The 13,990-nt window shown below is 45.8% G+C and carries 12 protein-coding genes; 1 reads left to right on the top strand and 11 read right to left on the bottom strand.

Features of this window, described 5'->3' with window-relative positions; translation table 11 throughout:
- Positions 1–13 precede the first annotated feature (13 nt).
- From GSF08_RS05920 to GSF08_RS05870, 11 genes are all read right to left on the bottom strand, one after another.
- Positions 14–1,249, bottom strand: a complete 1,236-nt coding sequence (locus GSF08_RS05920; RefSeq protein ID WP_160624915.1) for a M24 family metallopeptidase — start codon at positions 1,247–1,249, stop codon at positions 14–16.
- Between the two features lie 8 nt (positions 1,250–1,257).
- Positions 1,258–2,457, bottom strand: coding sequence for an MFS transporter (locus tag GSF08_RS05915; protein ID WP_160624914.1), 1,200 nt, complete (start codon positions 2,455–2,457; stop codon positions 1,258–1,260).
- Positions 2,458–2,459: 2 nt separating this feature from the next.
- Complete coding sequence (gene pepD / locus GSF08_RS05910; protein WP_160624913.1) at positions 2,460–3,893, bottom strand: beta-Ala-His dipeptidase; 1,434 nt, start codon at positions 3,891–3,893, stop codon at positions 2,460–2,462.
- A gap of 2 nt (positions 3,894–3,895) precedes the next feature.
- Positions 3,896–5,083, bottom strand: coding sequence for a M24 family metallopeptidase (locus tag GSF08_RS05905; protein ID WP_160624912.1), 1,188 nt, complete (start codon positions 5,081–5,083; stop codon positions 3,896–3,898).
- 86 nt (positions 5,084–5,169) lie between these two features.
- The gene (locus GSF08_RS05900; protein ID WP_160624911.1) at positions 5,170–6,789 is read right to left on the bottom strand and encodes a peptide ABC transporter substrate-binding protein; all 1,620 of its coding nucleotides are present in this window, start codon (positions 6,787–6,789) and stop codon (positions 5,170–5,172) included.
- Positions 6,790–6,810: 21 nt separating this feature from the next.
- Complete coding sequence (locus tag GSF08_RS05895; protein WP_160624910.1) at positions 6,811–7,785, bottom strand: ABC transporter ATP-binding protein; 975 nt, start codon at positions 7,783–7,785, stop codon at positions 6,811–6,813.
- Positions 7,782–8,795 (bottom strand): ABC transporter ATP-binding protein, encoded by a 1,014-nt coding sequence (locus GSF08_RS05890; protein WP_160624909.1) that lies wholly within the window; start codon positions 8,793–8,795, stop codon positions 7,782–7,784. The genes GSF08_RS05895 and GSF08_RS05890 overlap by 4 nt, the downstream gene beginning before the upstream one ends.
- Positions 8,796–8,811: 16 nt before the next feature.
- The gene (locus tag GSF08_RS05885; protein ID WP_283809453.1) at positions 8,812–9,741 is read right to left on the bottom strand and encodes an ABC transporter permease; all 930 of its coding nucleotides are present in this window, start codon (positions 9,739–9,741) and stop codon (positions 8,812–8,814) included.
- Positions 9,742–9,753: 12 nt separating this feature from the next.
- A complete protein-coding gene (locus GSF08_RS05880) occupies positions 9,754–10,677 on the bottom strand; it encodes an ABC transporter permease (protein WP_160624908.1) in 924 nt (307 codons plus the stop codon).
- Positions 10,678–10,693: 16 nt separating this feature from the next.
- Positions 10,694–11,887 carry a M24 family metallopeptidase gene (locus tag GSF08_RS05875; protein WP_160624907.1) on the bottom strand — a complete coding sequence of 398 codons (1,194 nt, stop codon included), beginning with the start codon at positions 11,885–11,887 and terminating at the stop codon, positions 10,694–10,696.
- Positions 11,888–12,098: 211 nt separating this feature from the next.
- Positions 12,099–12,941 (bottom strand): nitroreductase family protein, encoded by an 843-nt coding sequence (locus tag GSF08_RS05870; RefSeq protein WP_160624906.1) that lies wholly within the window; start codon positions 12,939–12,941, stop codon positions 12,099–12,101.
- A gap of 120 nt (positions 12,942–13,061) precedes the next feature.
- Between GSF08_RS05870 and GSF08_RS05865 the strand changes: the two genes are divergently transcribed.
- Positions 13,062–13,973, top strand: coding sequence for a diacylglycerol/lipid kinase family protein (locus GSF08_RS05865; RefSeq protein WP_160624905.1), 912 nt, complete (start codon positions 13,062–13,064; stop codon positions 13,971–13,973).
- Positions 13,974–13,990: the final 17 nt, after the last annotated feature.

Below are 13,990 nucleotides of genomic sequence, written 5' to 3'. Positions count from 1 at the left end.
CCTCACCTCCCTCTTATTTTATCAGATAAATCTGATCTCGGCCATTGTTCAGAAACGAAACGGTTCCATCACGATACAATACCGTTTCCTCTAAGAAAATAGAAACATCCTGGTGATCCCAGCAGGCCAATTCTTTTTTGATATTTAATTCCAAAGCATAGGCCGTGCGATCATGAAGCTTCAGATCACCTTGTACGGGAATCGCACGCTGTTCGTTATACAGACCGATGGTAGGACCGGCCGCATGACCGTGAAAACCGCATGGATGCGTATATAGCATTGGGCGAATGCCCTGTTCTTTGGCTTCCAGGATTGAGCGGGTGAATACTTCGTTGCCAGTTCTGCCAATTTGGTAATTAGAACGAACGATGTCCTGAAATTTATTACCTTCCTTGAAGGCATCCTTTAAATCCTGCGGCAGCTCAGTTTCTCCAGGTTTCAGCACATAGGCCAAACGCTGGGTATCCGTGCATAGATTATAGTACGTGATACCAAAATCACAGTGCAGAAGATCTCCGGGCTGAATAACCGTATCAAACATCATACCGACGCCCTTACGCTGCAGATCGATTGTCGGCGGAAACCAAAACGGCAGGCCCAGTCGATTGACCCGCTGCATCATCCACCATTCTACATCACTGGTCGTGGTAACTCCCGGAGTAATGACTTGACGGCTGAAGGCTTCACTGATGATATCGATCGCCAGCTGCATTACCTCCGGATAGAGATCACATTCTTCCTCACTTCTGGTTTCCAAAAAGCGAATCCCCATCATTTCCGCAGAGGTGAAACGATCGACAATATCCTGACTTAGATGCTCCACCATCTCATCGTAAATACCTTTGGTTAAACCATCGCAATACGCGAAATGCTCCGAGAAATTTAAACCGATGGTTTCTGGGTCGTATTCCTCAATCAGTTCACTCAGCGCTTCCCACTGCGTTTTTGATTCATCGTTCCAACGATTTTCATAATATTTATCCAGCTCCGGATAATGGCGGTTTACACAATAGCGCTTAACTCCGTCAGGACCTTTCGCAAAAACCAGAATCGTCAGTCTTCTCGCCGTAGGAAAGCCGGAAGGCGTCAGAAATTTCAAAAGCGGATCTTCATTATATTCCTTTGCCGGAATGATCCACATATCCAGTCCGCATTCTTCCATCATCGGCTCGATCAATGTATCCAGCCGCTTTTCAAACAAGCTGTCAATCACCTGCATCTGTTCTTTCAATGTCTTTACTTCTACCATATAGCACCTCATTTCTCTGTCTTAAAGTGGCGACAGTACCACACCATCAGAAATGCCGAAATTGCAAAAAAGATTCCTGCATACAGAAAGGACAGCTTTGCCCCGTATACATAAATAAATCCTGCAAATAATGATCCGAAGATCATCCCCAGCGATTTGATCGCATTATAGAAGCCCATCAACACACCGCTGTTTTCATGAGTTGCGCTTTTTGCGACAACATCCTGTAACAGCGGTATGTAAATTGCATTGATCGCGAAGAAAATCAAATTGATTATGATAAACAGAATCACATCCTCCACCAAAATCATCGCCCCCAGTGTTACTGCGCCGGCCGCAAAAATCCAGATCAGCGAATGCTTGACATCGCGGTTACGAATGATCCACATACAGATTGTCGCATTGGCTGCTAAAGAGATGAATCCAACGATTGCCCGCAGCAGACCATTGTAGGCGCTGGAGAAATGGAACTGATCCTTGATGAAATAATTAAAGCATTGGTCATATGCGGTGGATGCAATACTGGAGAGAAGCACTACGACAAAAAGAATCACAAAGATCTTGCATAAAAGATCGCGGACCTCCAAAAAGGAAATAAATGGATTGGCTTCTTTCAGCAGTTCCCGCTTAGTCGGCCGTCTCTCATCGAGCTGATCATTTTTCATCCAGATGTAAAAGCAGCCGCCTGACACACACAGCAGTACAACCTGTAAGGCAAAAGTGAAAGGAATCGAATACGCTCCTAGCACCCCTCCAACCATATAGCCGAATGCCGCAAACACCGTTGTCAGCGTAGCCACGATCGTCAGATCCTTCGCGCGTGTTCCCACCGGCGAGCAGTTGATAACATACGTCAGTACGCAGACGCTCACCCCGCCGACAAAGAAACCGGCAATCAGGCGAGCCGCTAAAATAGTTTCTACAGTCGTGGAAACCGCAAACAGCCATTGCCCTGCCGCATACCCCAAATTACTGATCAGCAGTACGGCGCGGCTGGATAAAAAGGTGCTGATCTTTCCCCAAAAAGGTGAAAATAGAAAACACGTAAAAGACATCCCCGCAAATGCCAGCCCGAACATATAATCAGGCAGCCCTAGATCCTGAATGATGGTCGGCGTAATCGGATGAGCGAAATTTGCCGCAAGGCTTTGCAGCGCTACGGCCGCAAAGAATAATGCCATCTGTTTACGCGTAACCGTCTGCAGCATGATTACAAAGCCTCAAGAAAGGCAGTCAAAAGGTCGTACGTACGATCAAAGCTGGCCAGATCCATCGCTTCCTGCGGGGTATGAATATCCTTGGTAATCGGACCGATCGTGACAATATCCATATCATCATACATTGCCCGAAAGATTCCACATTCACAACCGCCGTGAACGGCTTCCAGTTTTAGCTCTTTTCCGTACATATTTTTAAAGACCGTCTTTAATTGATCGCGCAGTACTGATGTTTTCTCAAACGCCCAGCCGGGATAGCGGGCGCTGAAGGCTGCCGTAAATCCGAAGATTTCAGCGGTTTCACGAACCTGATCGCCAAGCATATCCAGCATGGAATCGGTAGCCGAACGCAAGGAAATCTCCAGATTGCATTGGTGTTCATCTATGCGTACGACCCCCATATTTAAGGATGCATCAACTAGCTGATCCAAATCCAAATTGCGATGAACCATACCGTTGGGCATCAAAAACATCATTTGTATAATATTCTTAGTCTGAGCCTTGGTATAGCTTTGGAGCGGAGCTTGAATTGCTTGTGCCGCAATCGTCAGATCAGCATCCGCCGCCTCATTTTCCTGTTTCAAAGCTTGAATTAACGGTTTCAGTTTTTCCTCAACAGCAGACAATGATGCATTTAAAAATACTACGCTTTGCGCTTCTCTTGGAATTGCATTCTCTTTTAGTCCACCGCTGAAAGAAGCCAGCTGAACATCAAAGCTTTTCATCAATTCATGAAGTATCCGTGCCAGCAGTTTATTGGCATTGACCCGTTCTTTATCAATTTCACCACCGGAATGACCGCCCTTACAGCCGCTCACTGATATCTGATAAGCGTTTCCCTCAGACTTTTCAAGTTTTGGCGCGGCTTGCAGGCAGCAGCTGAGACCACCGGCTGCAGATATCAGCGTCTGAATCTCTCCGCCGCCATCTAAATTGATTAAGCGATGAGCGCTTAATTTAGATTTATCCAGTCCTGAAGCCCCGTACAGACCGATTTCTTCCTGGGTGGTAAACACGCATTCCAAAGCAGGATGCTTCGCTGCCGCATCATCTAAAATAGCCATCATATAGGCAACCCCTGCCCCATCATCTGCTCCTAAGGTTGTTCCTTCAGCTTTCAGAAAGCCGTCTTCAATTTTTAATTTCAGGGCATCCTTTTCAAAATTGAACGCAACATCCTGATTTTTTTCACATACCATATCGATATGTGCCTGCAGCATCAGCGGTGCATGATCTTCATATCCTGCTGCTGCCGGCTTATATACAATTACATTATGCCAGTCGTCCTGATACCAGGACAAGCCCCGCGCGCGCGCAAACGCAACAATCCAGTCACTTAATGCTTTTTCATCTTTAGAACCATGCGGGATCCTACTGATATCCTCTAAATAACGGCAGTATGCCTTGCTTTCATCCAATACCCTCATCGTTACACCCTCACCAAAATTAATTCGTCCTGCGGAGCTACCAGCCATTCACAGCCGGTTTCCGTAATAACGACCATTTCTTCCATACAAACACGTCCCTGCGGTATTTCTATTACCGGCTCCAGTGTAAATACATTGCCAGCACAAAGCGGGGTATCGATCAGCTCCGGACGGTTATAACGGGCTCTGCGGTTAGCTAGAATCGGTCCTCCATCGTGACATACATGACCAACCTGGTGACCCAATGCGGAATTCCAGGATTCATAGCCTTCACTCATGATATATTCACGTGCAACCTGATCCACTTCAAAGCCGGTCACTCCCGGCTTCATGAAATCCTTTGCCATGCGGATCGCCTTTTTAATTGTTTCAAAAGCCTTCTTGACCTCATCCGGCGCTTCGTTCTCATCATCCTTCAGCACATAGAACTCACGCTGAACATCACTGACATAACCATCCTTGGATACTCCATAATCTATATTGATCATACATCCCTTAACGATCGGGGTATCGACAATTCCCATATGGCCGGCCGGAACCGCCGGATCAACACTGACCCCCGGGCACTGCGACGGCGTCCAGGACATGCCATATCCTGCATCATAAGCAAGCTTATGCAGATAATCAAAGATATCCTTGGAAGTAGAATCAGCCTTCAGTATCGACGGAACGCTCAGCAGCTGACCCACCGCTACTTCAGCACAGTGGCGAATCTTTTCCAGCTGCGCTTCGGTCTTACGTCCTCTTACATTGGCAATGATGTCATAGGCACTGACAATTTCCCCATGAAAATGAATTTCTTCAAAAATACGGTCAAGCATCATTTTCATACCGGTCCGTAAACCATCGCTGGCAGAATCATTTTTGGCAAAATTCAAAGCCAGCCGCTTCGGTGCCAAGTCCTTTAACACAGCGGCAATTTCATCGTCAAAGCTTCCCTGATAACAGCGTACTTCATCAATACCATCAATCAGCTTGTAGCCCTCCACATCGAGCGGCGATACAATCGCAATACATTTGGTCTTGGTAAAGATCAGACAGGTGGCAATGATGAAGTCCAGATCTCCCAGCACCGGCAGCACCGGCTCACTGTTCATGGCCGTTTCTCTTCCGCAGATCAGCCACGCATCAATATTCTGTTTTGCCAGTGTGTCATAAATAATCGGAAGTTTTTCTCTGTTTAGTTCCATAATCATCTTTCCTTTCAAAACAGAAGGTGTCTGGAAGTCAAGTCCCGGACACCTTTCTGGTTTTTACGCGGTCTGTATAGCCGGTTTTATTTCACTTTAACAAATGCCAATACATAGTGACCAGCTGGATTGCTTTCGATACCGGAGATACCTTCCTGCAGCAGCATTGGATCACTGTATCCGAACAATGGAATGACATAAGCCTGATCAGCTACTAACAGCTTTTCAGCAGCATGCAGGATTTCCATACGTTTTGCCGGATCGGCTTCTTCGTTGGCCTGTGCCAACAATGCATCATAATCAGCATCATTTACGACTGCCGTTTTCTGAGCGATGGATTTATACATATCGAGATATGCAGTAGGATCCATGTAGTCAGCACTCATCGCATGACGAGCAAGCTCGAAGTCGCCGTTGTCACGTGCATCAAAGAAAGCCTGAGTCTCATTCGTCTGAAGTTCTACTTCGACACCGATCTTTTTCCAGTTTTCTTTCAATACCTGAGCAACGTCTGTATGCATCTGGTTTGCGTTATACTTGTAAGTCAGTTTCAGCGGGTTCTTTGTATCGTAGCCTGCTTCTTTCAACAGCTTCTTAGCTTCTTCTAAATCCTCTGCCGCATATTTATCTTCTTTATCGGCATTGGTACGGAAGTCGCCTTTTGTATCAGGAATACCCTTTGGAATAAAGCCGAACAGTTCATACTGCAGCTTGCCGCCGTTTAAGACTTTCAGAATGGACTTACGGTCAACACTCTTCATCAGTGCTTTACGTACACGAACATCATGCAGAGCTTCATTAGAGCCAGTAGCATTTACCGTAACAAAATAGTTAATTACAAATGGATCGATAGTAAACAGGGTGTTTTTGTAAGCATCATCGGTTGCTACATCACTTGGAACAGAAGTAGCCAGATCAACTTCACCCGTCTTGAACGCGGACAGCTGAGCCTGCTGATCAGACATAACCTTGAAGGTCAGCTCTTTCAGGTTGACTTTCTTTGCCTGACGGTAGTTTTTGTTTTTCTTCAGGACAACCTTATCCTTGGCACTGTAGTAATCCAGTACGAAAGGACCATTTGTCGGGTAACCTTTTTTGTTAGCCCAAGTGGATTCTTTTTCTTTTGCGTAATCTTCACGAGCTGGATAGAATACACCGCTTGTAAGTACGTTCAAGAAATAAGGAGTACGAGCAGTTAAACGAATTTCCAAGGTTTTATCGTCCAGTGCCTTAACCCCCATGTTGGATGCATCAGCTACACTTGCATTCGCCTTGAATAAGTCATAAGCACCTACAACACTATCGTAGATAAAGTGTCCATAATAAGCATCAGCGCCGTAGGTTGCACTACGCTTGATACCATATTCAAAGTCGCCGGCGGTAATGGCCTTGCCATCACTCCATTTTGCGTCTTTCAGTTTAAACGTGTATACCAATCCATCATCAGATACTGTGTAGGAATCACACAGCTGATTCTTCAGATTACCGTTCTTATCATATTCGAATAATCCTTCATACATTTCTACGAGGACGTTATTAGAAATAGAGTCACTTGCTTTTGCCGGATCCAGATCTTTAACGTCACCACCGATTGCAACTGTCATAGCGGTTTTCGGTTTGCTGGAATCTTTTGAATCACTGCCGCAGCCGGTCAAAGCTGTTGCCATCATCAATGCGGATACAGCAAACAGACATAATTTTTTCATTGCTTTCATCCTTTCCTTTTTTTACTTTTCATAGAGGAAGCAGGCTACCTGCCGCTGTCCTACCTGAACCATTCCTGGGCGCTCCTTAGCGCATCTTTCCGTGGCATTCGGGCAGCGGGTTCTGAAACGGCAACCGCTTGGAGGGTTAATCGGGCTAGGAAGCTCACCTTCCAGCACGATGCGTTTCTTGCTCTTCGCAAGTTTAGGATCCGGCACCGGCACTGCTGAAAGCAAAGCCTTGGTATAAGGATGCAGCGGGTTATGATAGACATCATCACTCGGACCAACCTCGACCAGATTTCCTAAATACATGACACCGATCCGATCTGATATATGCTTGACCATACTCAGATCATGGGCGATAAACAGATAGGAAATTCCCATCTCCTTCTGAATCTTTTCCAACAGGTTGATAACCTGTGCCTGAATGGACACGTCCAGGGCGGAAATCGGCTCATCGCAGACGATGAAATCCGGATTCAGTGCTAGGGTACGGGCAATTCCGATACGCTGACGCTGGCCGCCTGAGAATTCATGCGGATAGCGGCGAATATGATCTGCCTTCAAGCCCACTATGTTGAGCAGCTCTCGAACACGATTATCGCGTTCTTCACTGGTGTCATAAATATGATGGATCTCCATCGGTTCACGGATAATTTCACCTACCGTCATACGAGAATTTAAGGACGCATACGGATCCTGGAAAATCATCTGTACCGACTTGCGGAACTGCTTTAATTCCGCTCCTTTGATCTTAGTAATATCTTTCTGCTTGTACTCAATCTTACCGCCGGTCGGATCGTAAATTTTTACGATTGTCCGACCCAGGGTTGACTTTCCGCATCCCGATTCACCAACCAGTCCAAAGGTTTCATTTTTATAAATCGTGAAGCTTACTCCGTCAACTGCTTTTACGATCTGTTTTTTAGATAACAGCCCCTTGGTAACATCGAAATAAGTTTTCAGATCTTCAACCTTCAAGATTTCTTCGCTCATTTGACGTCACCTCCCTTCAAGGCCATTTCGTGATGCAGCCAGCAGGAGCATTCATGCGTATTTGAGAATACACTTACCGAAGGCATCTGTTCCTTACAAATCTTCATGGCTTTCTCACAGCGATCCACAAACGGACAGCCTTTTGGCGGATCCAGCAGATCCGGCGGTGAGCCAGGGATCGGCTTTAATTCCTTACTCTCCTCCTCCGGGTTGTGTACACAGCTCAGCAGACCGATCGTATATGGATGCTTGGGATCATAGAAGATATCCTCATCGGTTCCCACCTCAACGATCTTACCGCCGTACATGATCGCAATGCGATCACATATACTGGCTACCACTCCCAGATCATGAGTAATCATGATGATGGAAGAATTGATTTCATGCTTCAGATTACTGATGAGATCCAGCACCTGCGCCTGAATGGTAACATCCAGCGCTGTGGTTGGTTCATCGGCAATGATCACCTGCGGATTGCAGGCAAGTGCCATCGCGATGATGATACGCTGCCGCATACCGCCGGAAAATTGATGCGGGTACTGCTTCATCCGGCTTTCCGGAGAAGGAATACCGACCTTGCGCATGAGCTCGATTGCCTGCTTACGCGCCTCCTCTTTACTGAGATTGGTATGATTTAAGATCGGTTCCATCAGCTGTGTATCAATTCTGAGAACCGGATTCAAAAAGGTCATCGGATCCTGGAAAATCATCGCCATATCATTGCCGCGAAGCTTTTCCATGCGTTTTTCATATTCTTTTTCACTCGTGAACGCCAACGGAGAAATATCCTCACCATTCAAGAGAATCTCACCGGAAGTGATTTTGCCGTTAGCGGACAGCAGTCCCATAACGGAGAACATCGTCTGACTTTTGCCGGAGCCGGATTCACCGACAATACCCAGCACTTCTTTTTCACCAAGGGTAATCGATACACCGCGTACCGCCTGCACCGCGCCCTGCTCGGTTGAGAATTCCGTCTGCAGATTCCTGATTTCTAAAATATTCTTCATCTTTCTTACGCCCTCCCTATTTCTTCTTCGGGTCGAGCGCGTCGCCCAGACCATCACCGATAAAGTTCAGTGATAACATCGTGAGACAGATAGCGGCTAACGGCCAGATCGTTTCAATCGGGTAGCGTTCCAGCAGCTGTCTTGCTTCATTCGCCAAAGTACCCCAGGAAGCCTGCGGTGCATTGATACCAATGCCTACAAAGCTCAGGAATGCTTCGGTGAAGATTGCGGACGGCACCATCAGCGTAACCGATACGATGATTGGTCCCATACAGTTGATAATCAAATGCTTAAATAAGATACGTTTACGACTGGCTCCAAGGACAAAGGCAGCCAATGAGAATTCCTGCTGCTTCAGCGTCATAACCTGCGTTCGCACCTGTCTGGCCATATTTACCCATGCGGTAATGGAAATACCGATAATGATCGCTAAGAACGGATTATCACCCAGAATCAGCATGATCAGGATGACATACAGCATATCCGGCATGGAATAGATAATATCGACAAAGCGCATCATCAGCATATCCACCTTACCGCCGAAGTAGCCGGCAATCCCACCATAAGTGATACCGATCAGCAGGTTGATCGCGGCTGCGGAGAAACCGATAGCTAATGAGATACGAGCACCATAGGCAACTCTAACGAAGATATCACGGCCGAATTTATCAGTACCAAACCAATGCGCGGCACTCGGCAGCTGATGCTGCAGATTCAAATTCTGCTGATCATAGGAATACTGTGACAGAATCGGCCCTAAAATAGCATACAGAATCATTATGGTCAAAAAGACCAGTCCGATCAAAGCAAGTTTATTCTTTTTAAATCGGTTCCAGGCATCCTGGAGATATGTTTTTGCTTCAACAGCGATCTGTTCATTATTTTTTTCTGAATCAGGAAGCTTTTCAAACATATCGGGTGTCAGTTTTACATTTTCATCCATCATGTTATCGACCTCCTAATCGCCCAACTTGATACGCGGATCAATGAACGCGTTCACAATATCAGAAAGAATATTCAAAACAATCATCAGCGCCCCTAAGAAAATAGTAACCGCCATAATCATTGAATAATCACGGGTTGAAATACTGGATACAAACTCACGTCCAATTCCCGGAATCGAGAATAAGGATTCTACGATGAAGCTGCCTGTCATCATGAAGGCAATCATCGGACCGGCATACGTGATAACCGGAAGCATTGCATTTTTCAGCGCATGCTTGAAGATAATTGTTTTCGAAGAGCTTCCCTTTGATTTCGCCAGTACCATATAATCCTGCTTCATAACCTCAATCAGCGAAGAACGCGTCAATCGTGAGATCATCGAGATCGGATACAGGGCCAAGGAGAAAGCCGGCATAATATAATGCAATGGGGTATCCAAGCCGACCGTCGGCAACAGCCGCAGATACACACCGACAAACAATAATAACAGCAGCGCAAACAAGAAGCTCGGCAGACTGACACCGATTGTCGATATAAACATGACGACATTGTTTACCCATTTATGTTTAGACAACGCGGCAGCGGTACCAAGACCGATACCGACGACCAAAGCGATAACAACAGCGGTTAATCCCAGTTTAACAGTAACCGGCATGCTGGTTGCGATAATTTCATTCACCGGTGTACCCCGGCGAGTAAGTGATTCTCCAAAATCACCGTGAATCGCATTGGACATATAGGTGACATATTGTTCACCGATCGGTCTGTCCAAACCGTACTTTTCATTCAGGGCATCCAACTGATCCTGACTCATTCTCTGTGTATCGCCGGCAAACGGAGAACCCGGCATTGCCTTTGACATAAAGAAGGTAATCGTTGCCAGGATAAACAGGGTGAAGATACCTAACAGCAACCTCTTTCCAATATATTTGACCATCGTTCCTCTTCCTCTCTTATTTTGACCTGATTAAGATCAGTTCCTGCTGCGGCGGTGTTAAGAATTCCGCTCCCTGTTCACGCACCACAACATCCTCTTCCATTCCCAAATGACCACCGCTGCACTCAATGCCCGGCTCGATCGTGAACACATTGCCAGCTTCGATTGGCACTCGAATCAGATCGTCACGATTATAACGGGGTTTTTGAGGGCCGAGAATTGAACCGCCGTCGTGGGCTTCCATGCCCATCTGATGACCGGTCGCACATCCCCATTCTGCGAATCCCTTTGAGGTTATCGTTTCTCGGCAGAAGGTGTCTACTTCTAATCCGGTCTTCCCCGGCGTCATATACTTCGCTGTAGCGGCAATGCCGTCACGCTCTGTATAAAACGCGAATTTAATATCCTCTGGTGCATCGGTTTCATCATCCCTTAATACATAATACATACGCTGCAGATCACAGCTGTATCCATCTACCTTGACTCCAAAGTCAATGTTGACAACATGTCCCTTGCGAATTACAACATCCGGTGCTCCCATATGCCCGGCCGGGCAGCCAGGACCACTGAATACTCCGGGATTACAGCTTTTGGACCAGGCATATCCATAGCCATGATCATCCGTTTCCTTTTGGAAGAATGCATATACATCCTGACAATTTACACCATCACGGATAACATCCGCTGCTTTACGGAAAATTTCTTCCGCTGCAGCACAAGCCTTTCTGATCTTATCAAGCTCTCGCGAAGACTTGATACCCCTTACCCGATTCACGATCGGTTTCGCACTGACAACCTTCCCCTGAAAGTCTGCCAGCTTGAAGGATTCCATCAAATGCAGATAAGTTCCAGCCGTCAGTCCATCGCTGCTCGGATCATTTTCGCTGAAATCCAATGCGATTACCTGCGGCTTCACATCCTTGATGACATCCGCTACGCTCTGATCGAAGGATACCGGGAAATCAATAACTTCCTCAAACACACCAGCATTAACATACCCATTCTTATCAATTGGGGTACAAACGGTTTTCGCTTTTCCGTTCTTCATGAAGATCAAGGCCGTTTCTCCAATAAATTCATGATCACTGATGATCGGCAGAATCGGTTCACTGTTGGTAGCCGATTCCTGTCCGGCGACGATCCACATATCGATATTTTCTTTTTTCATCGTATCATATGCTGTTTGCAGCTTATCTTTATAAAATGCCATATCCTTCGTCCCTTTCCTTCCTTACAAATTTGTATTTAGAATACAACAATTTTCACACACTTTCAAGACTTAATGTAAATTATTTTCGGTTTTTCTGTAAGAAGTGTAACATTGTTCATTTAGTTGTAAATATCTTTCATACAATTTTATGAAATTGTTTTCCTCTCATGACCATTGCATAAAAAAAGATGGAAATCCAATCTTTTCCATCTTACTGAATCCAGTCAATTCCCTGCCGATGCAGTGCCTGAATAAAGGTTTCACGCCCCTCCAGCATTTCATCCGCCACATAATGCAGACCAAAGCGATACTGGGCATAGTTCACATAGCCATTGTCTTCCATTTCTTTCAGACATTCTTCAGCATACGCATCCCCATTTACCTTTTTGGCGGTTTGATAGACCTTATTTTTTGTTCGGTCATTCAGGGGCATCTGAATCTCTCCGTATTTCTTTTGATACATCGTTTTGATTTCCTCATCGCTGTATGTATGATAATGACTGGAGTGCAGAACATCTTCCACCTGAAGCTTATCATTTATCGTGCGTTCCTGAAGCGGATAGCCCATGGTGAGCAAAACGACTGGGAATACACCTTCCGGCAGCTGACAGTAATCAATGATCTCATCATTGCTTTCCATGGTCGTGCCGATATAGCATGAACCGATCCCATAGGCATTGGCTGCAGTTTCAATCGTCTGCGCGCAAATAACGACATCCTGAAAGATCACCCAAAAATGATTGTAGCTGTGATTAGCCGCAAACGGCGCCTTATTTACCATCGCCCATTGTTTCAGACGGTGAAAGTCGATGCAGAACAACAAATTCTCCGCTGCCTTTTTAACAAACCCCTGCATGTGACAGGTTTCGGTTAGAAATTTCTTATCCGCGGGTGTTGACAAGCGAATGATTGAAAACGGCTGCAGATTACCGGCACTCGCAGCATGTACTCCGCAGTCCAAAATATCATGAAAAACAGCTTCTGGGATCGGTTCGTCAGTAAAGCTGCGAACACTGCTGCGATGCTTTAAAACCTCTAATACTTTTGCTTCCATACGATCCTTCCTTTCATTTTTTCTCATTATAGCGATGATTCTTAAAAAAAAGCAAGGAGAATTGTCAATTAGCTGCTTAGAAAAGCTTTCACTGCGGCAGATTTATGGTATACTTTTTTCATGAAATATATATTTATCATAAATCCTACCGCTGGCAAAGTGGATCGCTCCCATCAGCTCAGCGAAGAAATCACGGCAGTCTTTCAGAAGCATGGACTGCTTCGTGATCTGATAATCCACATCACCGAGGGAATCGGTGAAGCAACAACCTTTACAAGAAAAATGGCACAGGCTCATACAGAACGCCTGCGTTTTTATGCATGCGGCGGTGACGGTACCCTCGGTGAAGTAGTAAATGGAGCTTACGGTCATCCTCACTGTGCAGTTGGTATTATGCCGATTGGCACCGGCAATGATTTTATCAAAAGCTTTGATCAATATCAAACCAGTGATTTCCTGGATATCGAAAAACAACTGTTTGCCCATGAAGAAGTTATAGATTTGATGCGCATGGGTGATACGATCAGCATCAATCTGATTTCTACCGGCTTGGACAGCGCGATTGCGAAAAATGTGATGAAGTTTAAAAACCTGCCCCTGGTAAACGGACCGGCTGCGTATAATCTTTCCCTTGGTTACTGTTTTTTTACATCCTTGGACAATTATTTCTCTTACAAAGTGGATGGTGAGCTTTTCCCAAAAGATAATTACATCTTCGCCGTGATCGCCAATGCCCAGTACTATGGCGGCGGTTATCGAGCCGCTCCCAAAGCCGATGTGCAGGACGGTATGCTGGACTTCATCTGCGTAAAGCGCGTATCCCGCATGAAAGTCCTTCAGCTGGTAAATATCTACAAGCGCGGTCAGCATCTGGACTACCCCGATATTGTGACATTCCGCCGCTGCAAGGAAGTGGAGCTGCTTGCGGATGACAAGCTGATCATGAATATCGACGGTGAAATTGAAAACCTGCAGAATCCAAAAATCACAATTGATCAAAAAGCTTTACTATTTCTGTTTCCGCAGCTGTAAAAAAGCAAAGACATTCC

The organism is Copranaerobaculum intestinale, from assembly GCF_009831105.1.
Classification (GTDB): domain Bacteria; phylum Bacillota_I; class Bacilli_A; order Erysipelotrichales; family Erysipelotrichaceae; genus Copranaerobaculum; species Copranaerobaculum intestinale.
The sequence above is the reverse complement of the archived record's forward strand: the minus strand, read 5'-3'. Positions and strand labels throughout refer to the sequence as shown.